At 58.4% G+C, this 21,742-nt stretch carries 13 protein-coding genes and 9 pseudogenes; 10 read left to right on the top strand and 12 right to left on the bottom strand.

Translation table 11 applies throughout. The features are described from left to right. Positions 1-175 precede the first annotated feature (175 nt). The 4 genes and pseudogenes from NKI54_RS29230 (at position 176) to NKI54_RS29215 (ending at position 5,420) form a co-directional block, all read left to right on the top strand. Positions 176-1,264, top strand: a complete 1,089-nt coding sequence (locus NKI54_RS29230) for a hypothetical protein (protein WP_352693109.1) — start codon at positions 176-178, stop codon at positions 1,262-1,264. Positions 1,265-1,403: 139 nt separating this feature from the next. Continuing rightward, positions 1,404-1,771, top strand: a pseudogene (locus tag NKI54_RS29225) (transposase); the annotation flags it as partial. Between the two features lie 131 nt (positions 1,772-1,902). Next, a complete protein-coding gene (locus NKI54_RS29220; protein ID WP_352693107.1) occupies positions 1,903-2,625 on the top strand; it encodes a LuxR family transcriptional regulator in 723 nt (240 codons plus the stop codon). Positions 2,626-3,260: 635 nt separating this feature from the next. Beyond that, a complete protein-coding gene (locus NKI54_RS29215; RefSeq protein ID WP_352693105.1) occupies positions 3,261-5,420 on the top strand; it encodes a hypothetical protein in 2,160 nt (719 codons plus the stop codon). 134 nt (positions 5,421-5,554) lie between these two features. Here NKI54_RS29215 and NKI54_RS29210 read toward each other — a convergent pair. Next, positions 5,555-5,686, bottom strand: a pseudogene (locus NKI54_RS29210) (ATP-binding protein); the annotation flags it as partial. 398 nt (positions 5,687-6,084) lie between these two features. Here NKI54_RS29210 and NKI54_RS29205 point away from each other — a divergent pair. Then, on the top strand, positions 6,085-6,483 hold the full coding sequence (locus tag NKI54_RS29205; RefSeq protein WP_352693103.1) for a hypothetical protein: 399 nt from the start codon (positions 6,085-6,087) through the stop codon (positions 6,481-6,483). 564 nt (positions 6,484-7,047) lie between these two features. Here the strand turns inward: NKI54_RS29205 and NKI54_RS36565 are convergent. The 8 genes and pseudogenes from NKI54_RS36565 to NKI54_RS29165 all read right to left on the bottom strand — a co-directional run bounded on the left by NKI54_RS36565 (position 7,048) and on the right by NKI54_RS29165 (position 14,199). After that, on the bottom strand, positions 7,048-7,797 hold the full coding sequence (locus tag NKI54_RS36565; protein ID WP_502898266.1) for an FAD-dependent oxidoreductase: 750 nt from the start codon (positions 7,795-7,797) through the stop codon (positions 7,048-7,050). 3 nt (positions 7,798-7,800) lie between these two features. Beyond that, positions 7,801-8,292, bottom strand: a pseudogene (locus NKI54_RS29195) (phosphomethylpyrimidine synthase ThiC); the annotation flags it as partial. Next, the gene (locus tag NKI54_RS29190) at positions 8,277-8,363 is read right to left on the bottom strand and encodes an N-6 DNA methylase (RefSeq protein WP_352549373.1); all 87 of its coding nucleotides are present in this window, start codon (positions 8,361-8,363) and stop codon (positions 8,277-8,279) included. The pseudogene NKI54_RS29195 and the gene NKI54_RS29190, both read right to left, overlap by 16 nt. Before the next feature lie 203 nt (positions 8,364-8,566). Further along, positions 8,567-10,336 (bottom strand): prenyltransferase/squalene oxidase repeat-containing protein, encoded by a 1,770-nt coding sequence (locus NKI54_RS29185; RefSeq protein WP_352693101.1) that lies wholly within the window; start codon positions 10,334-10,336, stop codon positions 8,567-8,569. Positions 10,337-10,351: 15 nt separating this feature from the next. Next, entirely contained in the window at positions 10,352-11,884 is a 1,533-nt protein-coding gene (locus tag NKI54_RS29180) for a Fic family protein (protein ID WP_352693099.1), read from the bottom strand. Positions 11,885-12,287: 403 nt separating this feature from the next. Then, positions 12,288-12,496 (bottom strand): annotated as a pseudogene (locus NKI54_RS36560) (bifunctional hydroxymethylpyrimidine kinase/phosphomethylpyrimidine kinase); the annotation flags it as partial. 14 nt (positions 12,497-12,510) lie between these two features. Next, positions 12,511-13,671, bottom strand: coding sequence for a porin (locus NKI54_RS29170; protein WP_352693095.1), 1,161 nt, complete (start codon positions 13,669-13,671; stop codon positions 12,511-12,513). Between the two features lie 162 nt (positions 13,672-13,833). Then, on the bottom strand, positions 13,834-14,199 hold the full coding sequence (locus NKI54_RS29165) for a hypothetical protein (protein ID WP_352693093.1): 366 nt from the start codon (positions 14,197-14,199) through the stop codon (positions 13,834-13,836). A 517-nt stretch (positions 14,200-14,716) separates the two neighbouring features. Between NKI54_RS29165 and hemN the strand changes: the two genes are divergently transcribed. Then, complete coding sequence (hemN, locus tag NKI54_RS29160) at positions 14,717-16,057, top strand: oxygen-independent coproporphyrinogen III oxidase (RefSeq protein WP_352693091.1); 1,341 nt, start codon at positions 14,717-14,719, stop codon at positions 16,055-16,057. A 227-nt stretch (positions 16,058-16,284) separates the two neighbouring features. Here hemN and NKI54_RS29155 read toward each other — a convergent pair. Continuing rightward, a pseudogene (locus NKI54_RS29155) lies at positions 16,285-16,623 on the bottom strand (PIN domain-containing protein); the annotation flags it as partial. Between the two features lie 649 nt (positions 16,624-17,272). Here NKI54_RS29155 and NKI54_RS29150 point away from each other — a divergent pair. Next, a pseudogene (locus NKI54_RS29150) lies at positions 17,273-18,042 on the top strand (isopentenyl transferase family protein). A 565-nt stretch (positions 18,043-18,607) separates the two neighbouring features. Next, a pseudogene (locus NKI54_RS29145) lies at positions 18,608-18,907 on the top strand (transposase); the annotation flags it as partial. A gap of 73 nt (positions 18,908-18,980) precedes the next feature. Here the strand turns inward: NKI54_RS29145 and NKI54_RS29140 are convergent. Then, a complete protein-coding gene (locus tag NKI54_RS29140) occupies positions 18,981-19,943 on the bottom strand; it encodes an NUDIX hydrolase (RefSeq protein WP_352693089.1) in 963 nt (320 codons plus the stop codon). A 147-nt stretch (positions 19,944-20,090) separates the two neighbouring features. Between NKI54_RS29140 and NKI54_RS29135 the strand changes: the two are divergent. Both NKI54_RS29135 and NKI54_RS29130 read left to right on the top strand, forming a co-directional pair. Further along, positions 20,091-20,307: pseudogene (locus tag NKI54_RS29135) on the top strand (3-methyl-2-oxobutanoate hydroxymethyltransferase); the annotation flags it as partial. A 261-nt stretch (positions 20,308-20,568) separates the two neighbouring features. Continuing rightward, a complete protein-coding gene (locus NKI54_RS29130) occupies positions 20,569-21,186 on the top strand; it encodes a cold-shock protein (RefSeq protein WP_352693087.1) in 618 nt (205 codons plus the stop codon). Here the strand turns inward: NKI54_RS29130 and NKI54_RS29125 are convergent. Continuing rightward, positions 21,161-21,710 (bottom strand): annotated as a pseudogene (locus NKI54_RS29125) (ABC transporter transmembrane domain-containing protein); the annotation flags it as partial. The gene NKI54_RS29130 and the pseudogene NKI54_RS29125 overlap by 26 nt on opposite strands. Positions 21,711-21,742 lie beyond the last annotated feature (32 nt).

Raw genomic sequence — 21,742 nt, 5'->3', positions numbered from 1 at the left:
GGCATGACCGTTATCGGCGAAGGACGGAATTGCCTCACTGGGAATTTGATTTGCCGATGCTGCGACGGGCGAACGGCTTATGCCGGATCGCTGGCGGAACTAGCCAGGCAGAGGCAGTCGCCGAGGTGCGGGCAACGAGATATTACCCGGTTTGTTCAAGGCAAGGGGTGGTCGAATGTCTATTAACTTTCAGTCCTTACGTGGCATCAAACACAAGCTTTTGGGCAGCGCTCCAGAGGAGAAGAACGAAATTCTCGCCCACGAATGGCTATCGCTTCAGACGATCTGGAAGGCCACGCGATCCAACGTGGCAGATCCCGCAGCACAGGTCGCAATAGACGAACTTTTTCCCGACCCTCTGGTTTGGAAGTCGGGTGCGGAGGAATGGTACAAGCTGAACGCCGCCGAACAGACGATTGGTTTGGTGCTTGCTGAGCCGCAACTAACGACGGAATTCTTGATTCTGATTCAGTTGGCGAGATCGCGTAAGTTAGCAACTCTGGCTCAACACGAGAATAATGCAAGGATATTCGATGGGTCAGATGAAAACGATACTGCATTGCAACGTAAGCGAGCAGCTTATATCGCGCTTCTTGACGATCTCCAGAGATGGTTTATCAACCATCGATTTAACAGAAGGCTTCGAGGCGAGACGGCATCGCGCCTTTTCTTTTTCGGGCTGTGCGTAATGGCTATATCGGTATTGCCATTGCTTCTCTATTTCCTAATCTTCTCGTTGCAATCCGACGGTAACCCCATGGCGCTAGGCGATATCGCGAAAGGACACAGGCTATTCTCCTCTAGCCCGATTTTCGGTCTTGGCATGGTTTCCGCGTTTGGAATCCTCGGTGCATACTTTAGTAGAGTTATGAGGTTCCAGATGAATATCCAGACATTTGGGTTTGAGGACGTCATGACTGAATATCAGCCACGGATGCTATACGTGCGTCTCCTGTACGGCATGATTGGCGCATTCATCTTCTATTTTCTCCTACGAAGTGGCATTATCGGCGGTGCCGCCTTTCCAGATTTGGGAAACATCTCCGTTGGAGAGCATGTTGTATGGCAAGCATCTGAGAGTGGAGTTTCTCCTTCTTCCACACATAGCAAAATAATGGATCCAAGCGGACTAACAATTCTAGGCCCAACTGCCGATCTCGCGAAACTTCTTGTCTGGTCATTCCTTGCCGGGTTCTCAGAACGGCTTGTGCCGGACACCCTCGACAGAACAGAGGCGCGCGCGAAGGCCGCAGATCACGAGTAGATTGCTGCTGCCAAAAAGATAGATCCTTGTATCAGCATATCAGTTGCTTTTCTTCGTCTGCTGTGACTCCTGAAAACTGGACCGTTCGAAAGTGGAGTTTTCTGCGGTAATGTCCCTTGGCTGGGAGGAGCGGAAAACGATGAAGGCATCGAAGTTTTCGGACGCGCAGAAGGCGTTTATTCTGAAGCAGGGAGCGGACGGGATTCCTGTTGCCGAGATCTGTCGGCGGGCGGGAATCAGCTAGGCGACGTACATTAACTGGAAAAAGAAATACGACGGACTGCTGCCGACGGAGATGAAGCGGCTGAAGCAGTTGAGGACGAGAACGGCAAGCTGAGGAAGCTGGTCGCCGACCTGTCATTGGACAAGGAGATGCTGCAGGACGCGATCCTCCGAAACTGTGAGGTCTGGCCGCAAACGCTGGTGGCGGAGACATGCGGTGAGTGGGACGTGTCGATCCTGCGAGCCATCCAAGCTATTCGCTCCCCACGGCAGCCACGACAATTTGAACAATTTCATCAATGGACGCAGTTCAATTCTCTTTGATGCTGACAAAACGGTGCACGTCATAATAGTATATTCGGCGCTTCTAAATTAGGTTACACTTCCATCGTGGCATAGAGGCGGGAGTCTCTGGCATGCTCGATTCAGACGTGTTCGACTTTATCGAACGCTGCAGGAAACACACGGCAACGGGGCCGCTGCTGGCCGATTTGCTTGAGACCGTGCGAAAGCTCGGCTTCGAACATCTCATCCTGAGCGGCGTCCCCCTTGGCGGGCAGAAACTTGCGCCGATGGTGGATCTGAATGGCTGGCCGGCCGGCTGGTTCGAACGCTATATCGAAGCCGAGCATGCGTCTGTCGACGGCGTCTGCATTTATTCAGCAAAAACGCTGAAGCCATTTCTTTGGGCCGAAGTCCCGGCAAAGTGGTCAGATACGGAGGGCTCACGTCGCGTTGCCGGCGAGGCGACGGAGTTTGGCATCTCGAGCGGCTTCGCCGTGCCGATGCTCAGCGTTCATCACTGGCAATCCGTGCTCTCGTTTGCGTCTTCCGCGAAGTCCTGCACCCTGTCGCCGCGCCATCAGGTGCAACTGGTGACCATGGCGGTATACGCGGGCATGTCGATCCAGGCTTTGTCGAACGACGATGAAGGCGACGAAGGTCTTCTGACCGATCGGGAAAGGGAGGTGCTTTTGTGGGCCGCAGCCGGCAAGACTTCTTCGGAAACATCCCAGATACTTGGCCTCGCCGAGCGCACCGTCAAATGGCACGCCACAAGGGCTCGGGAAGCGTTTGGCGTCGGCACCACAACGCAAGCTGTCGTTGAGGCGGTGCGGCGACGTTTGATCCATCCCTGAGCGCGTCAACTGTCCGATCGGACAGGTGACGTATATTAGCGCGACTGCGACTATCCCTCCGAGAACGATCGGGGGATCGCGCCATGATAGAAGCCCATATCGTCAATGCGCTGAACAAGCATCTCTATGCTACGTCTTTCGTCCCCCGTCGAATCGCTGTTTCGCCGCCTGCTCAGACGCAGCGAGAATCTTTCTCAATCCTGCCCTCGGAACCAAGGGGCTGGTTGCCGGCATTCTCACGACGCGGCAGCAGGAACGGACAGGCGAGAGTCATCGCCCACTATGTCAAAGATGCGAAGGACAGTTCTCGTATCGACAATAAAATAACGGGATGCTAATATACCTTAGGCCGCCAAGCGTATTTCCGCCGGCGTTCGTGAGCGGAAATACGTTTTGGCAAGGGGGCTGAAATGACAAATCCGGACCACGACCAGTCTACTGATCCCGCTCTTGACGCAATTGAACGAGGACCTTTGCCAGCAGGACCGCCTTGGCGCCTCGTTGTAGGAGCAGTTTTCGGTGGTCTTGTTCTCCTAGGCTTCTTCTACATTGCTGTTAGGGCTGCAGATGGAGGGCCGCAGATTGTCTGTAACGCATTCTACCCACTCACTGCGTTCTTCGCCTTGGGTACAGCTATGGCGGGCGCATTCATAGGCGGAGAAATTGGGGCGAAAGGCACGCTCCCAATTGGGCAATTTGGCTACGCCGCAGTTGGCGGTATAGCCGGCTTAGTTACAGTGTTCCTAATTTCCTTTTTTACCTATGATTCCTTCTGTCGCGGTGGGGCACAGGTGGGTCTTCAACTTGAGATTCAGGATATTCCTAAAAGCTTGGTAGCGACAGAGCTTCCAGCGGATTTTTGGGTGCAGAAACGGCGAAATGATATCCTAGTCATCAGGTTTGATGAAACTCCGCTCGGCCGGCGGGACTCTACTCTATTGCTGCGCTTCGAGAAATCGAGGGAATGTCGGATAGATGTTGTAGAATACCAGCACAATGAAATTGCTTCAAAAGAAGAGGAGCTCAAGGAAACCTCATTTCTCGAGAAATGGAAAGCAAGCCCAAAGATAATCGTCAAATTTAACCCTGAGTACGTCGGAGATGCCGAAGCAGCCCGCTACGCCGTATCAAATTGCCTAAGATCTTCAACCCATCCGGGCTCGCCTAGCCAATCGGTCGAGAACAAAATCGAATCCGACGGCGTCATGTTGAGCCTTACGAGGCTGAAGCAATTGGCGCCTCTCGTTGAGCCTCTCGTTGGTCAACCGTCGGAGTTTCCCATTCCTCCTCCTCTAGAGACGGAGAAACTGGGAAGCCTTTCTTCCCCAGGAACTGAATCATTCGCTCTGGTTCACGGATTTTGGATTGGATCCGCATATGCAGCCGAAGAGGACTATCAATCTCTGCTGAATGATTTGATCGGGAGCGACGAAAGGAACGCCGCTGAAGCAAAAAAGGGATTGAGCGAGGACGGAACGCATTACAGCACGGAGTTGAGGAAAAGTCTAAGGGACACACATCTCACGGATCGAGCCCGCGCGGCGGTCCTGGACATTTTAGTGGAGCTAATTAATAGCGAGCAGCGCGAGTTGACACCAGGATACAGGATCAGAGATCTTAGCCAATTGATTAGACTATTTGATGACTCCGATTATCGGTTGCTGATTTCTTTTTTGAATTCCCCCGACCCTACGCTGCGCTATCAAGCAAGGCGCCTCACCCAGAGATTTCCTGTTGATCGATTTGCTCTCGGATTTCAACAAATTGAAGGGGGCCAATTATTCTCACAATCATGCGACGCGGAAAGCGTCGAGAGGCTCAAGTACTTTAGGTATGGCGCTCTCCAGTTTTATTACAACCGTGTGGCGGATAAATTTTACGCAAAAAAGACGTCGAGGGCGGATGATCTTGAGATTGACACCGCATACGCCGATGGTGTGGCTGCGACTCGATGCCTGCCCGCCAGCTTAAGAGTGGATGTTGCGTTGTTAGACTATGCGCGGGCGCTTATTGCTATAAATGGGGACTTCAACAGGGCGAAAGGTGTCGGTCCAGTAGGCCCTACAGCTCTAGCCGCCGCGAGGGGCTTTATGAAACGGCTTTCGTCGAGTGAGGCGAACTATGTTTATCCCGCTCATATTTTATATATGTCCCTGTTCCGGCCTGGGATTAGTTGGCAAAGCCTCACCAAGGAAGCCGCGCAGGTGCAGGGCGCCACAGTGGGAAGTGCTGCCGGGCTAATGAGTGGCGAAGCATTTCGACAGACGGCTGGTTTGACGAGTACCGGTTCCCTGGAGCTATTTTTTTCCCCCGGGGACCATGCCGCCTTCGGCAAAGCAGATGTCAGATATATTCAGGGAATACTTGCTGAGACAGGCGAATATTCCTTTGTAAAGTTCAAAGACGAATATACTGAATGGCGATACGGATGGGTTCAGTTCTCGACAGCCGCGACTCCGGATTTAGCTAGCTGGGCCGAGAGCCCACCTGATGTTGCCTTTTGCTTTCAGCGGGACCACCAAGTCGGGGAAGGAAGGTTTTTGGTTCGCTGTTTTAAGAATCTTAATCTTTGCTTGCAGCAGCAGCAGCGCGAACAGGGACAGCGGACCGGCTGCCGGCTTTCTGCTGGGCTTGGCAGTTCTCCTTCATGGAAATCAGCGGGGCGAGGGGGTATCTTGGATTCATGGTTCCTGTACTCTGCCAGCGCGCTTACACGACCTTTTCCGGAGTTTTCGAAAACGGCGGGACTAGACCGTTTATCGTCACGCTGTCGGTTTCCGGCGAAATGTACCTAGTCGTAGTCGGAGTTTTGCCCACCAGCGGTCATTTACAGGCGAAATCCGGCAGCTTCGCCATCTTCCCCTAATGTATTCAAAACTCACGGTTACGACGTCGACTGGATAACCAAAGCACGCAACCGTCCCCCCGGTCGGTCAGCTTGCCTTCGACCGAGCTCGCCGGCCACGGAGGCGATCATCGCGACTTCGAGCAATTCCCTGGGCGCCAGCGACGGCAGGATCGACGGCAGCCGCTCGGCGAGCATCGACTTTCCTGACCCCGGCGCCCGACCAGAGGATAATGTGCTCGATTAAAGTTTTTAATGCCTTACTACATCAGCATGAATCGCCCGCCGGTTGGATGTTGCCCTCTTTGGGCCATGGAGGAGTCCGAGAACCGGATCTCACTGCGTGACAGCCCTGTCGCTTGCAAACGGATCTTGAATGTCAGAAATTCCAAAGCCCTGTCCGGAAGCCGGACAAGGCTCCAAAGTTGCCATACCAAAAATCCATCATGCCTCGGCACAAAGCTGTTGACAGCGGATCTTGCCGTAGCTAGATTCTATTTTGCCCGACCAAAGGCGAATCCAAACTAGCCACAAGGTACAACATGCAAATCTTACTAGACCTAGCCGACTTCGCCAAGCTGAGCGTCTCAGCGCGCGCCGAAATTTTAGCCCGTTTGAATCTCAACGGGCTAGATTCGCTGATCGTCGACAATCCAGCCGCGGCTGTCTCAGACTATGAAGGCATCGACATGACCGATGTTGTAGAACTAGACGAACAACAAATCCGCTTTTGGATGGAGGCGGCCCAAGAGAAGACCAAGCTGGGCCTGCGTGTGATCGCAGAGCACGGTCCTGTGCTCGACGCTTCGCTCCTAAACGACGCGGGCATCGACAACATCTCCCATTTTCAGTCAAGGACAACGATCCGGACTCGGACGGTGACCAAGAACAAGCGGGCGTTCATGCTCGGCTGGAACGATGACTGGCATTGGGACGGCAATCGCGCCGTCGGCCGCTATGCGGTCCGCGAGATGACGCACCGTTCCCTGCGGAAGTATTTCGGGCTCGACTGAGAGAAACCTGATCTCGACTTAGATATCAAAGCGAGGATATCTTCCGGATGGGTCTCCTCTTCGCGACATCCGGGGTCTTCTCCACGAGCGTGAGCAGGTTCATCATGTCGTCGGTCATCGGTGGTCCTTCCGAAATGGGGTTGGCGTCAACAACCAAACCCTACCGGAAAGCGCCGATGACCACCGACACGCCGCTCACTCGCTACAGCGCTACTAACGGCGCGCTCGCGAGCAGCTTCGTAACCGCCGAGCTACACCACCTTATGGGACACGACCGTAGTGACTTTCCTCGCCGAGCTCATCACATCCGGGCATTGTGGGCGCCGGTGCTTTTATCCCCGCGCCTCGGTTCGCCCGAGAACCTTGTTATCGGAGTCCCAAGCGCGACGGAAGGTGACTTTCATCTCGCAGAGCCAAATGCATGGCGGCCGCTGCACTGTCTGTTCGGAGACGGTTCGGAGACGGCACTGCCTGCGGCCCGTGTTGCGCTCGATAGGCTGAAAGCGGACTTGTCAGAACGAGGACAAATCGCGCTGGGTGAACCTCGGGATACCTTTTCGGGGATCAGTGAGGGAAGGCGAAGGTAGTAGCGTGAAGCAGTGACTTGGCTCGCGTCGCTTTCATCGCTCTGTGATATTGCTCTGGCGGAGAAAGTCGAAAAGGCTGGTGACGCGGTGGCGGCACGGACCGAGACCAGGTCAAGCGCGGATCGCTTGCGTTGAGCGCTGTGGCGAGCCAGCCGCCCTCATAGTCAAGCTCCTTCAAAAGAGCGTCGAGCGTCGTTGCCTTGGCTTCAAGCGCTTCAGCGTTGACGATCAGCTCATTTTCAGGCTCCTTGTCGGCAGATGAATTGAAGAGAACGCTGGCAGCCTGCTCGGCCATGGCCGGTGAAAGCAGGAAACCATGCCGGCAAAGGCCGTTAATCGTGATCGTGCCGTCCTTCCAGCGCTTCACCCGCGGCAGATTGTGGGGATAGGCAGGGCGCACACCCACTCCCGTCTCGACGATTTCGGCCTCACCGAACGCCGGATGAACGCAGTCGATCACCTGATCAAAGCCGGAAAGGCCGACCTCGCCCGTCTCGAAAAGGAAGACGACGCCCCAGTCGGCTGCAACGTTGCCGAAAGTGACGACCGCCTCCTCGGCGCTTTCGCGTTCGCACCAAGGGGCGAGCATGCCGTCGGCGAGCCAGGAGGCATTGCCGCCGATCTGGCTGCGAATTTCAGCAACCGTGACGGATGCACCCCGCGCGGCCAATTCATGGGCGACGGTGAGGCCTGCCATACCGGCGCCTTTGACAAGAATGCGGCGCATGGCTCAGCGCGCCCCCTGATCTTCCTGCACTGAGGCCTGTTTTTCTACCGCGGGCGTTTCCACCGGCGGCATATAAAGATCGCCGCCTGCGCGGCATTTCGCCGCCATCGCCGCCATGCCTTCCTTCTGCGCCGTGGCCCGAATGTCGTGGGAGATGCGCATGGAGCAGAATTTCGGTCCGCACATCGAGCAGAAATGCGCCAGCTTGTGCGCCTCCTTGGGCAAGGTCTGATCGTGGAAGGACCGCGCTGTTTCGGGATCGAGCGACAGGTTGAACTGGTCCTCCCAGCGGAACTCGAATCTGGCCCGCGACAGCGCTTCGTCGCGGATCTTTGCCGCCGGGTGACCCTTCGCCAGGTCGGCGGCATGGGCGGCTATCTTGTAGGTGATCACGCCGATTTTGACATCGTTGCGATCGGGAAGGCCGAGATGCTCCTTCGGCGTGACGTAGCAGAGCATGGCGGTGCCGAACCAACCGATCATCGCCGCGCCGACATGCGGCTGACTTGGGCGGGGGTGTAGAACTGGCCTTTGCTCTTTCCGCTCTCAGTCGCGAAATGGCGCATCAGATATTCGTAGGCATCGCCGAGAATGTCGTCGCCATCGGCGCTCGTTGCTGCCGAACTGGTAACGTCCGGTCATCAGCACATCCGGGGCCATGTCGCCGGGGCATCGCTGCCCCCATATTCTTCCGCGGCCTTGCGGAATAGCCGGCATAACATCCTTTGGAATATCGCTTCTTTTCATCATCCCCCTCAATCACGTACATTCACTGCAACAGATTCAAGTCGAGCAGCGACCGGGCATACTTTTCAATAAAGCGCCGGGCATGCTTCATCCCGTCTCTGAGTTCCGCTTCGCTAATTTCGTGAGCGCGATGGATGATCCCGTCACGCCGCCCGACCAACGCACTCAGATTGTCGCGGTGGGACAGCCGTTGCGGCGCGTGCAGCACCCCGATCCGTTGCAACGCAGCCTGCAGAGCGCCGAGCGCTTCCCGGGGGCCGAGCGTCTCAGTGCCGTTTTCGCGGAAGGCTGACAGCGCCAAATCTTCCCGCCGCTCAAACAGCCCATAAAGGAACATTTCCACAGCATGCACGGTCGCTATTGCAGCAAGCCGCCGATTATTGGCGCCGCCTTCCAGCTGCAGCTCTTCTGCCTTGCGGAAGAAGTCGCGCGCCATCAGGAGAAAGCCATCGACCTGCGGCAGCATCTCGTTTTGGCGCGCAAGATATTCAAGCACCAAGGCCGCGACAAAATCCTCTGCCCACGGCTCTGCCTGCCAGCCTCCCAGCACGGTCTGACCGGAGACCAGCCAGGCATCTCCAGCCGCCAGCACGTGGGGCACGTGATCGACAAAATCAGACCGGCGAATAGCCTCCATCGCGAGTGTCGTGGCGATGACCTCGGGATCGTCGTCGCCCGCGTCGCGCGGAAGCGCGCCCGTGTCAGGAATAACTTGTGTGATCAGCCATGACACGGCTTTCCGAATTGCGTCGTGGTAGCGGTCATCGCCAAGCCGCTGAAGGGCGACTGTCGCAAGGGCCGTGGCGCGCAGGCCGGGCCGGGGAACCCCTTCTCTAGTTTCATTCCAGTAGCCCCCACCCTCCTGGCGGCGCACGAGGCGATCAGTCAGGACCGCAATTTCCCGGCGCAGATCGCCGATAAGTTTCGGGCTTCGCGAACAGCGCCAGAGTGCGTAGCCGATATCTTCAACCGGGGCGGCGGCTTCTCCCTCGCCAGTGCCGAGCGCGATCATATGCGTTGCGCATTCGGCCAGCGCGCCGTCAAGGCGCCCCGCTTCCGTCGCGCTGCCGTAAAGGTCCAGGAACCACGCCAGCGAATAAGACCAGTCGGCAGGCAAGTCCTGCCCATTGTGATCCCTTGCGACGACGGCCACGACGGCGTTGCGGCCTTCGGGCGTGCGGGGCTCTATCCCAAGGATCGGGTATAATTCGGGTGTCGGCTGCTGAAGGATACGCGCCGGCACGAGCGACAGTGCTTTCTCCAGCGAGGGAGGAAAATCCTCCAGTTCTTCGGCCAGTTCGGCAGCTTCTCTCCTTCGTCCCTCGCGGCGCGCTTCTACATATTCTGCCGCAACCACGGCAACGGTGCGCTGCGCCCGTTCAGCGGTGCCGGTGGCAATCAGCTCGGCCGGAATGTCACCATCCTTGATCGCCCAGTGCGTACGGTGCTGTTCGAACTGTTGAATGCCCAGCCGGTCCGCAATTCTCAACACGGCTGACCGGTCGAGAAAGGCATGTTCCGGATCGGGCTCGAAGGTGAAGGCCAGTTCGTGTCCGCGCCGAACGATATTGCGTATGCGGCCGTGCCGGACCACGCGCGCGTGCGGGCCTCCCGCCCCGACTTCGTACATCAACAGCGCCGGCATTTCCTCCAGCCGGCGCAATGTTTCAGGGCGCGCGAGGTCGATAGCCTCGGCCTCGGCGCCGCTATATTCCTTGAACCGGTCAATGGTTGACGTGAACGGCGGCGTTTCCCACCACTCGCCGTGGCCCGAGACAAGCAAGTTAAACATGGCACACCACCGACCTCACGCCGCCTTCTCCATAGACCACTTCACCCGTTCGGCGAGAAAGGCGGCGAATGTTTTCACATTCATATTGCCGCTCGCCTCCTCCAGCCCTGCGAGGTAGGCCTTCCGGTCATCGACTCTGACGACTGTCCAGGGGTAACCGCCTGAAGCCAGCATCGCGTTCATGAGGAACCGCGCCATCCGTCCGTTGCCGTCCGGATAGGGGTGCACATAGCCCACAAGCCAATGCCCCAGCACGGCACGCACGGAGGCCTCCTTCTCCGCCTCCAGCAGGTCGAACAGCTCATTCATACCATCGGCCACCGCTTCGGTACGCGGCGGCACGTGCTGCGAGCCGCGCAGGTACACAGGGTGATTGCGATATCCCGCAAGCGCGCTGGCTTTGAGGATGCCGGCGGTCACTGACGGCGCGAACAGCTCCCGGTACCACTCCCGGTGAGTGTCCCGCGTCAACGCGCCGGCTGGCTTGCCGTTGATGATCGCGGCAACAGAGTCTTTGACCTTCTGGAATGCGAGGTAGTAGCCACGCGCGGCAAGCGCATCCCGGTTCTTGCGGTCCTCTTCATCAATCTCCGGATTCCAGCTCCCCTCGCGCACCCGGTCGATGAGTTCCGGGGTGACGCTGTACCCTTCTATCGACAGCGAATGGTAGGCGTCGCTTTCGTAGATATCCTCGACGAACTTCATATAGGCGTCTTTGTCGGACGGCAGTCCGGGTGCCTTCGGGAATATCTCGATGATGGCTTCGCGCTGCGATTGCCAGATCGCGCGCAGGCGGGCGACCAACGGCGGTACGCCCGCCGCAATGGTTGTCAGTCCAATTTGTCCCGCGAACGGATCGGATTCGCGCACGTCATAGCCGGCGGCTTTGAAGGCGGCCACGATTTCATCGGCAAAGGAGTCGCGTCCTACGCGACGGAAGGCCCCCGCAAGCCGTCCCGCCACGGCGGAATGGCCGCCATCAAGCAGCAGGGCCAGAACGGTTGATACGTCGCGCACCGACGCCATGGCGATCTGCATCTCGACAGGGGCGCGCTGGAAGAACGCTTCCGGCACCCGGGTAAGGGCGGCCTCGACAGTGAACACGCGCTGGCCGTTTTTCTCTGTCAGTTCGGCCGGCATCTCCTTGACCTTGAGGTCATAGAGCGAAGTGCCGAACAGCAGGTCGATTTTGTTATTCGTGCCTTTGGGGGTGTTCACCACCACCTGAGGCGGAATAGTGGGCGCTTCCGCGTGCAGAAGCAGCGACTGCTCCGGTGACAGGAACCAGTCCTTGCCGAACCGGTCATTGCAGTAAAGGGAGCAGAACTCCCAGAAGCTCGCGTACCAGGGGGTGGTGTCTTGCTGCTGTGCCTGCGGGCCGGTCGACATGAGCCAGCCTTTGATAAGATCGCGCAGGAACCCGTTCTGCAGCAGCCGCTCCCGGTGGACGCGGGTCAGCTCATCTGATTTGAATATGCGCCGCCCACCCTCCTGCAGCTCTTTGAGGACGGCCAGTGATACAGCGAGTTTTTCATGGGGCTTGGCCATGGCTGTGCCTTTGCAAGTTTTTAGGAGCTGTGCGATTACAAGTGTATAGTGCTGATAGGCGACAAGTCAATGATGCTGTGGAGTTGCAAGTTTTTTTAGTCGTGCGATAACAAGTTTTTTATGCGATAATCGGCAAATGCGATCGTTTCCATAGCCGCGCGAAGGATCGTTACCCGGATGGGCCGAGACCCAGCTCCCCCGCAGGCTACGCAGGGGCTCGGGGCGAGCCTAGAGCCTGGCCCTCCGAAGCGCTTCGAAGGAGGACGCGCCTCTTTGAAAAACTCGCCCGTTGTGCATCGTGGGTACCCGTAAACGCGAATTCTCAAAGGAAAGACGCTCCTTACCTCTCCCTCCCGCCACGATCATCACGGCCGCGCCCGCGCTCACTACGCCGCGACGCCCGCGAGATCGCTGCACGCATCTGATCGGCCACCAGACCGGGTTGCAGATGAAGGATGTCCGTGACGCTGTCGTGTGTTGCACCGTCACCGCAGTGACGGCAAGGCAGCTGCGCACGCCCATGGAGGAGAGCGTCTCGATATCGCGCGCGATTCCGGCACCCCCACTGGAGTCCGATCCGCCGACGACAAGTACATGCGATGCCTGCCTCAGCGCCCTTTCATCCGTTAGAATGAGCGTTCGAAACGCAGGATTCCGCCGACACTGCTCTTCTTGTTGGCGTTGGTCCAATTCATGTTGGAAGCGCCGTCCACCTTGCCGACGGCGAAGTTACCGTATCGGCCATAGTCGAGTTCCGCCGTAACTGTGAAATCTGGAAGAAACGCATAGGCGACGTTTGCAGCGACACCATGGTTCTTGAGCTGATCACCGGAGAGCTGAAGGTTGAACGAAGTTGTCTCGTTGAGCTTGTAAGTGGCGCCAGCCCAGAAAGCCCAGTTCCCGCCCCAACTCTTATAGAAGCCGCGACCATGAGCGTCGATGGCGTTCGTGGAGTCGTCGTTGAGCTTGCCGTTGGAACCGTAGCCGAGCATTCCGAACAGCAACAGTTCGTTGGTGACATTGATGTCGACACGGACCTTGGCGGCCACCGATTCGTAGTTGCTATCATAAGCGGCAACGCCGGTGATCGCGCCCCAGCCATGTGTGTATTTCAAGCCGCCGACTACGTGCGGTGCGTAGCTGTCGATTGTGCCGACCACGCCCGAGCCTTCTTCGAGCGAAACCACGGCCGAAAAGCCGTTCCCGGCGTCGAAGTAGTACTGAACCACATTGGTATCGAAAGGGCCGTACGGAACCGGCGTCTGGTTGAGTACGTCACCTGCGCCGCCAATAAACATGTCGAAGGCCGACCAGTCCTTACCAACTCGGAGGCCACCAAGCTGAATCCAGGCGAAAGTCAAGGTGCTGTCTCCGTTGAAGGCATAGGGCCGAGAACTGTCCGAAACCGAAGCGCCGCGGTTGCCGAAGTTCATGCGGGTTTCGGTGTAGGTCTTCAACGTGCCGAGTTCGGTCTCCTGGCCGGTCCAAGTTTTCAATGTGAAGCGCGTGTTGTTTTGCCATGTGCCCTGATCCTCACCAGTCCTCACATCCGAGGTTCTTGCGTGATCAACCAATCCGACATGGCCCAAGCCGACGTCGTAACGGACATAGCCGCCGATGCGCACGCAGGTCTCAGTGCCTGAAATGTAGACGTAGCCCGAGCCGTAGACGTCGCAGACTTTAACGTACTCAGTCGGGTCAGGCTCGGCAACGGCGGTCACGGCGCGAGCGTCGGAAACGGCAATCAGTGCCGCAGTTGAGCCGAGGAGGAGGCTCCTAATGTTCATTGTTGATCTCCGTTCAAAGAGTAAAAGGAATGGACGTCAGTGATGAACTCTTGCTAAGGAAACAGTCGATAACGATGCGCATCGAGTTGAATTTGAGCAGTTTTGATGCGCTCGTCACGCCAGATATTCATCAGAAATTGAGAATATTATTGGGTGTTATTGTTACAAACATGCGATTGTTATTACAAAAATAATAATCGCCGAAACGACTCCATCCAACATTTCTGTACAAATCATCCCCGTCATCTCCGCTAGTTGTGGGCGGGCCGTCACAAAGGCTTCTACTGCAAATGACGTGCCATCCTGACGACGCAGCTGCGGCTTGAAGCTCAAGTGTGCCGGCGGACCTTGGTTCGCTCTTCCTTCCTTTTTGCCTTGCGGATCAACCCAAGCACGAACGGCAAACGTTTCGGCTACGGTTCGTCTGTTCGCTTCGCGACAGTTTCGTTCAATGGCGACAGCTTTGTTTGCTGTGAGCCCCGACGTTGAGACATCATGCGGCGGCACCGCTCGGTACGACGCCGTCATTTTGGCGAGCGCGATGATCGGTAATCACGCGCTGACGCGCAGCCTTGCCTCCACCACGGAGTCAGTAGGCGCGCCGGCCTTGGCATTGCGGCCGACCTGACGGTCGCGTCGAGCAGCCTCTCGTCCTGATAGACGGCGCGCCACAGCTAGTGCTCTTTGCCAGCAATTCACACAACGAGCTCATCGAGATGCCAGAGATCACTATGGGGCTGCGCTAGCTGGCGAGCAAAGTCCGGTCCCAACGCCGTGTTATCTCGTTGGATGCGGCAGCCGCGCTCAGCAGAATCTAGTCGACCAGGCCCAGGCTGAAGGGAAGGGATGGTGGAACCAAACGGTGCGCGTGAGGGTCGCGGCGGGAACAGCCATGGCCAGTCGCTGACCGTCCAGCCAAGACTGAACGGCCGCTATTGCTGAGAAATACAAGTTTCGAGCCCAAAGCGGAACGGACTGACATAGCGCAAAGACACAGGCGAGCGCAGCGGTAAGGTTGGCGGTTATCAGCATGGGACGGTAACTGTTGCAGACCACAAAATATCGCGAGGCCGGCCTGCCTTGGTACACTATCTATCCGACTGTGTCGGAGTTCTCTGGGGCGGTCAGCGCCGAGGCTTATGAGGAATGGCTCAGGAACCTGCCGGCTGACCATCCGGTGTCGCTCTATTTCCACGTTCCGTTCTGCCGATCAGCTTGCTGGTATTGTGGCTTCCCCACCACCATCACCCGCCATGATGCGCCGATCCTCAACTATCTGGCGGCCCTGCGTGACGAGATCCGTTTGGTCTCGGAGCGAGCGCCGCAGACGCTGCCCGTGAGCGACATGCATTTCGGCGGCGGAACGCCGTCTCTCATAGGACCAGCCGAGTTCCTGGCTCTGATGGAGTTCCTGCGACGCCGCTTCGCTCTCACGAAAACAGCTACGGTTGCCGTCGAGATTGATCCGCGCACGTTCACGGCCGAGATGGCCGAGGCCTTAGGAGCAGCCGGCGTGAACCGTGTGAGTCTCGGCGTGCAGAGCTTCGATCCCATTGTTCAAAAAGCAATCAACCGGGTTCAGAGTGAGGCGCAGACGTCGGCTGCCGTGGAAATGCTGCGCCGGCATGGAGTAAGCCGCATCAACTTCGACCTCATCTTCGGTCTCCCGCATCAAACGGTGCAGTCCTGCGTTGAGACCGCGAGGGCGGCGGTCGCAATGCGCCCCGATCGGCTTGCGGTGTTCGGCTATGCGCACATCCCGTCGCTTATAAAGAATCAGCGCCTCATCGAGGAGGCAGTTCTTCCGGGCAGCGCTGCCCGCGCCGAACAGTATGCGGCCGTGGCCGCGACGCTGATTGCCGCCGGCTACCGCGAGATCGGACTCGACCATTTCGCCTTGCCGGACGACGAGCTCGCGCTGGCACAGAAAACGGGTCGCCTGCGGCGTAACTCGCTGGGCTACTCGGCCACCACCTGCAGAACCCTGATCGGTTTCGGCGCGTCGGCTATCGGCCGCGTCGGCGAGGGGTACGTCCAAAACGAAGTTACACGGGATTCCTACATCCAGCACATCGCAGCTGGCCGTCTGGCGACGTCAAAGGGCTATCGCCTCACCGACGACGACCGCGTGCGAGCCGCAATTATCGAGCGACTAATGTGCGATCTCGAGGCCGATGTGCAGGCAATCTGTGCCGCCCACGGATCTGATCCGATCCGTCTTCTCGATTCAGCTGAACGCTTGGCGATGCTGGCCGAGGACGGGATAGTGGACTTCGAAAACGGTTTTGTCCGCGTACGGCGGGAGCATCGCTTTGTAATTCGCGCTGTCGCTGCCGCGTTCGATGCTTTTCTCGATCGGGATGGCCGTAGGCATAGCCACAGGTGAGGGCAAGCATCCAACCGGAAGCTAAACTCGACGCCCTCGGCCGAGGCCTGTCATGAAGCGCGCGTCAAGGATGCGAAAAGCAGAGCTGATCCGCCTATTTCATCTCCTCTTCAATGACATCGACCTCGTGGCTGCCACCGAGGCGTTTCCATATTGATCGTGGTAGGTGCGGGGCATCTGGGTGTTTCGCCGTCAGCGCATGAATATCCCCGCCATGTGATGGGTCAGGAAATCGCGGTGGCTGCAATCAGCCCGTCCATCGATGACAGACCGCGGCCACGCCGCTTCGCGAGGCCCGTCAGGTCGCCCAGGCCAGGACAACCAGTTTTCCACGGGCAGGACTCTCGGCTCGAAGCGCTGCGGCAGGTCCCGGGCGAGCCATCCGGCCAGTGCGTCACGTTTCCGACCTTTGTCCATGAGGGCAGCGCCGCGCCGGATCTCGGCGATCGACACAACGCTGATAAATGAGCGGTCTTCATCGAGCCCGTGATCCATTCCAGCACGCGCGCGTCAGGGCTCGGCCTCGTCACCTCGGAGAGGCCATTAGTGTCGAGCAAGAGCCTCACAATGGCAGACCATGCGGTTCATCGCGTAGCCGCTCGATGTCCAGTTCGGCGTTGCGCAGCGGCGATGCGCAGCGAGTGCCCAGAAAACAGCAGCCAGCTGCCCTTCCGGGGAATCGGAGCGGACGCCACGCAAAAAGCGCCAAATCCTTCCGCCGGCGGTCTGTGTGTTTGCGCGCTGGCGGCTTTGGTGTACTCCTGTGCCGTTTCGACGAGGCTTCCAGCCGGACCGGCAGGGGAGGAGGCTTTGGCGGCGCGGCCGGCACACGGCCCACCTCGAGGACGAGATCGACGATGTCGGGCAGATCCTCGGTCGCCTCACAAATCGGTGAGGTCGTCGGGACACCGTCTTCCACTTTTGTTGATCAGCCGCCTTCCTGGCCATGTTCCGAGACAATAAGGCGCCCGTGCGCCGCCGCCTCGATTAACCCAAGACGCGCAAGGATCTTTTGCCGGAGACAACGAGGTCACCATCCTGCGGTGCCGCGTTGCGTCACGGTCGGCATGAGATGTGCTAAGTGGACCGTCGTCAAACGTCAAACAGAGGCGTTGGTGACTGGACTGAACGACCAGAACGGGCTGCTTGCGCCCTTTCGGACTTCACAAAGTTCGAAAATGGCGTCGTTTCAGGGCATAATCGCCGCTTGTCAAAATGTTTGCGACAAGTCCGGTGAAAGCCTACCGAGTATCTTGTGCTTGGGGGGCGGTTAGTTCCGATAACCTAAGCGGCATACACATGCTAATCTATTTGATTTACGGGCCGACCTGCAGCGGCAAAACAGACGCGGCAATCCAAATTGCACGAGAGACCGGATGGCCGGTCATTGCGCTGGATCGTGTACAATGCTGTCCTCAAATCGCCACCGGCAGCGGGCGTCCCTCGGATTCCGAACTGCAATCTACCCAGCGGATCTACTTGGATTCGCGCCCGCTAACCGCGGGCATAATCGACGCCGAGACCGCCCATCGTAAGCTGATAATGCAAGTGGATGAGCGTAGTTCCCAGCCGGGGCTCATCCTCGAAGGCGGTTCGATCTCCCTTCTCAATTTAATGGCGCGAGTCAGCATTGGGATGGCGCTTTTCGGTGGCATGTAAGGCGGTTGCGGCTCGGCAACTCGGACGCCTTTCTGGAGAGAGCCAAGCGTCGGGTCACAGACATGTTTGTCACAAGAGAAGGACAACCTTCATTGCTGCAGGAACTTGCGGATCAGTGGAAGGAAGATGCAGTCCGTCCCACTTTGGAAGACGTTGACGGATATCGTTGCGCCATTCGTTTTGCGAGAGAGCACAGCTTGGCAATCAGCGAAATGCCGTGCCTTCGCAAAGAGCTCCAACAAGATCTTGTAGAGGCGATTGCGAGAGAATATCTCGAATATGCGCGTTGGCAAGAACGCGACTTTCCAGAATGGGAAACTGAGTGAGCAAGCCTCCCCGGACCTCGCCTGCGGTGCGGGCACGGTAGCTCCTGAGAATTGCGCTAAGTGGTTTGCTGAAGCAAGCTAGTGCCAGGCGACATTAGGTCCGTGTGGCAGCGGAAGGATTGCTTTCGCCACGGTGACTGCGGAGGAGGCGACATGGCTGCACTGCTCATTTCAGGCATGGGACGGAATGTACCGATGACAAAGTGCTGCGCGCTTCGTAGCGACCGCTACCGTGGCTGACTCGCGAACTACTATCCGCCAGCCCAGTCTGTGGCGTCGTCTCGGCTTTCATCGCCACCGCCTTCGCCCAGGAAACGCCCGAGGCCGCAAGCGTCGCCGTGGCAGTGCGGCACCCGGCAAGATGGGTGGTCATCGGCCTGATCGACGGGGAGCACCGTGCTTTCGTCCTGGGCGAGGTTGAGCGAGATGCCAACATGACGCTTCATCAATTGACGGCGGCACTGGCTGAACGTGGTCTCCTGCGAGCGTCGGTCGCTTCCTGCACCGCGAGGGCAAGAGCTTCAAAAAAACCGTTCTGCCGGCCGAGCAGCTCAAGCCAAAGCTGATGCGCGGGCGTGCGCAATGGATGCACTATCAGACCCGCATTGACCCTACGCGCCCGGTCTCCCTGGATGAAACATGGGTCAAGACCAACATGGCGCCGTTGCGCGGCTGGGGTGTGCGCGGCAAGCGGCTGATGGCCCACGCACCATATGGCCATTGGAAGACGATGACCTTCATCACCGCGCTGCGGCATGATCGGGTGGAGGCGCCTTGGGTCATTGACGGACCCATCAATACGCAGGCCTTTCGCGTCTATGTCGAAACCGAACTCAACAAAACACTGAAGCCGGGCGACATCGTCATTCTCGACAATCCCGGTTCTCACAAGGGCCAAGCCGTCCGCGACATCCTCAGGGCTGCTGGCGCAAGGCGGGTCAAGCCCGCGAGAGCGGCAATTTTGTTCCGGCTATCACCCTCTCGTCGAGAACGGCGTGACGGAAGCGATAAAGTTGCGCCGGCCGGCCGCCGGTTTCCGAGGTTGTCTCACCGGTCTCCTCGACCAGCTCCTGCTGCTCGATCAGCCGGCGAAAGTTCGGCTTACGCACGAGCCTGCCGGCAAGCGCCTCCACGGTGCGCTGCAGCTGCAAAAGCGTGAAGACCGGCGGCATCAGTTCGAATACGACCGGCCGGTATTTGATCTTGGAGCGCAGCCGCGCAATGCCGGTCGCCAGGATGCGACGATGATCGGCGATCATCGATCTGCCCGACACCGAGGTGGGCGCAGCGGAATGTCCGGCGCGTATTGCTTCCTCCACCAGGGCGGCTTCGTAGAGCAGCTCATAACGTTGAAGCGCGAGTTCCTCGTTCCAAGGGCGGTCGTCAAAGCCGAAGGCGATCGCCGCCCGCCGTCGTCGGTCGAGGCGTGTCGTACCGTCGTCAGTGCCATCCGCCCATTCCATCAGGCGCGGCCGCAATTCGTCCAACACGACCGCCGGTGTGCCGGAGCGGTGATCCTCCCACGGGAAATAGTCGTACCAGCTTCCCCAGTGTCGCCCGGCCGGGTCGCCAGCTTCGTCTTGGTGGGTGAGCGCCAGATAGCTGATAGAGACCACGCGGTCGTCAGCGCCAACCCTGTCGCGATCGGCGAAGGTGTAGAGCTGTTCGATATAGCCGAGCGGCTGGCCGGTCTGTTGTTCCACCCATCCCCTGAGGCCCGACTGCAGCGAACGGTGAGCAAGCTCGAACGGGCCGGAGGGCAGGGCGTTTGCCTGCGGGATGGTCAGAACGCAGGGGGCGCTGCTGTCCATGGCGACCACAACGGCGATCAAGTCCGCATTGACGTCGTTGGCCTTGCCTCCAGCTCCGCCTTTCCTAATCCCTTTTGCGCGATCGTCCATGGTCCCCGACGTCGTTGAGCAGAGCCCTGCCGCGTAGGCGGCTGAACCGATTGAATTCCGTTTTTGTCTGATAATTGTCGGCGCGTCAACACCACCCGTCGTGGCGATTTTAGCTCTTCGCAGCTGCACAAAAAGTGCCAACGCGACATCCGTGCTTGGGGAAGGAGGCCCATTGAGTGCGCCGATTCAAAGCTCGTCGATCGACATTGCGACGTTGTTCTCGTCGGCGACAGCGCGGCATGGTTCTCCACGGTTTGGCGTCGACGCTGGGCGTGACGCTGGAGATGATGATCATGCACGGTCAGGCCTGCCCCGTGGCCTGGAGCCGGCGCAAATGGTCGTCGACCCGCCGTTCGGTTCCTTTTGAAGAAACCCGGAGCAGGCTTTCCGCAATGCCTGATAAAGCCCTTCCAGTGCGCCCGCGCCAGCATCATCGCACTCTCGCTCCAACACAACCTATGCGAGTCAGTAAATCGACTCGCCGGCACTATTGTTTCAGGGGAAATGAATCTAGTTTCAAAGGGTTCGGCCGATAGGCCGGGCACAGCTGCGGTCTTCACGGCCTTTTTGACATAAACGCGTCGCCCGATTGAGATTATCTTGACGGTAGCGCAGTGCGCCATCCATGCCACTCGAGATGATCATGGGCAAATATCGAGACCATCGCGAGCCACGCCGGCATCGCTATGACGATGACCCCGTTTCCTTTTCGGAACGGACTTCCGAGCCAAGCTATTTTCAGCGCCCGCCGACCGTGACGGCAGATCCTGTCGATGCGGAGGTATTGTGGTTCACAGTCAGCAAGGGTTTTGGCTTCGTCAAACTGTCGGACGGCACGGAGGCCTATCTGCACGTGCGAGTGTTAGAGGCGGCCGGAAGCCGGGATGTTGCCGCGGGAACGCCTCTCAAGATCACGGTCGAAAAAAGTCCAAAAGGTCATCAAGTCGCGCAGGTGCTGGAGATCGGCGATCACCGCGCGAAAACTCCGTCACATACGCGCGTCGCTGGAGGGACCTTCGTTGAAACCGGTGCGCAGCTGGAGAGCGGGGGCACGGTCAAGTGGTACAAACCCGAAAAGGGCTTCGGCTTCATTGCTCCTGACAACGGTGAGAAGGACGTCTTCGTTCATGCCAGCGCCCTGACGCGCTCAGGGCTCAGCGTGCTGGTGGCGGGACAGAAGGTGTTTGTCGAATGCGGGCAAGGCAAGAAAGGCTGGGAAGTCCGGAGCATTCGCCTTGCCTAGACGGCGATGCATTGCTCGCCTCGAAGGAGATGCCGGAGAGCGTCGGGCGGTCGCCCGAGCCCGCGTAGCAGAAACCGACATTGTCGAAGCGCAGCACGCCGTCGGTGACGACGAGATCCCTGGCGCCCGCCGCGTCCTCGATGTCAAGTTCGGCGTCGAGCAACTCGAACAGCCGCGTGCCGCAGGTCGAGGCGCGCGCGAACGAGTTGACCATCAATCCGAGCTAGCGCACCGGCATCTGTAGAATGGTCATGAAGGGGAGCAACAGGGCCAGCGTGCCGACGCTGATTTGACCTGCGATCACTTTCTGGCCACCGAACCAGAGCACCAGGCCCATGGCGGTCAGGAACGAGAAATTCATGGCGCTGGTGTTGCCGACACGGATGTCAACGCGCTCATTGGCGAGATCAAGGCGCGTCCTGCTTGGGGCGGTCGAACTTTTCCAGCTCGTGCGGCTGCGCGGCGAAGGCACGCACGACACGGATGCCGCCGAGATTCTCATCCATCACCCGGATCTTTAACGATCGCTGATGCCCAGATATGGGAAGGTCAGGCT

Origin of the sequence: Mesorhizobium sp. M0663 (genome assembly GCF_040320585.1) — a bacterium.
GTDB lineage: Bacteria > Pseudomonadota > Alphaproteobacteria > Rhizobiales > Rhizobiaceae > Mesorhizobium.
This window is presented reverse-complemented; position numbering and strand designations above follow the sequence as displayed.

Excerpts from the sequence above, each read along its gene's own strand:
- NKI54_RS29190 (WP_352549373.1), bottom strand. The coding sequence starts at position 8,363 with ATGCGCCATTTCGCGACTGAGAGCGGAAAGAGCAAAGGCCAGTTCTAC.
- NKI54_RS29230 (WP_352693109.1), top strand. The coding sequence starts at position 176 with ATGTCTATTAACTTTCAGTCCTTACGTGGCATCAAACACAAGCTTTTG.
- NKI54_RS29165 (WP_352693093.1), bottom strand. The coding sequence starts at position 14,199 with ATGACGGCGTCGTACCGAGCGGTGCCGCCGCATGATGTCTCAACGTCG.
- NKI54_RS29220 (WP_352693107.1), top strand. The coding sequence starts at position 1,903 with ATGCTCGATTCAGACGTGTTCGACTTTATCGAACGCTGCAGGAAACAC.
- NKI54_RS29185 (WP_352693101.1), bottom strand. The coding sequence starts at position 10,336 with ATGTTTAACTTGCTTGTCTCGGGCCACGGCGAGTGGTGGGAAACGCCG.
- NKI54_RS29130 (WP_352693087.1), top strand. The coding sequence starts at position 20,569 with ATGCCACTCGAGATGATCATGGGCAAATATCGAGACCATCGCGAGCCA.
- NKI54_RS29215 (WP_352693105.1), top strand. The coding sequence starts at position 3,261 with ATGGCGGGCGCATTCATAGGCGGAGAAATTGGGGCGAAAGGCACGCTC.
- NKI54_RS36565 (WP_502898266.1), bottom strand. The coding sequence starts at position 7,797 with ATGCGCCGCATTCTTGTCAAAGGCGCCGGTATGGCAGGCCTCACCGTC.
- NKI54_RS29140 (WP_352693089.1), bottom strand. The coding sequence starts at position 19,943 with ATGGACGATCGCGCAAAAGGGATTAGGAAAGGCGGAGCTGGAGGCAAG.
- NKI54_RS29170 (WP_352693095.1), bottom strand. The coding sequence starts at position 13,671 with ATGAACATTAGGAGCCTCCTCCTCGGCTCAACTGCGGCACTGATTGCC.
- NKI54_RS29180 (WP_352693099.1), bottom strand. The coding sequence starts at position 11,884 with ATGGCCAAGCCCCATGAAAAACTCGCTGTATCACTGGCCGTCCTCAAA.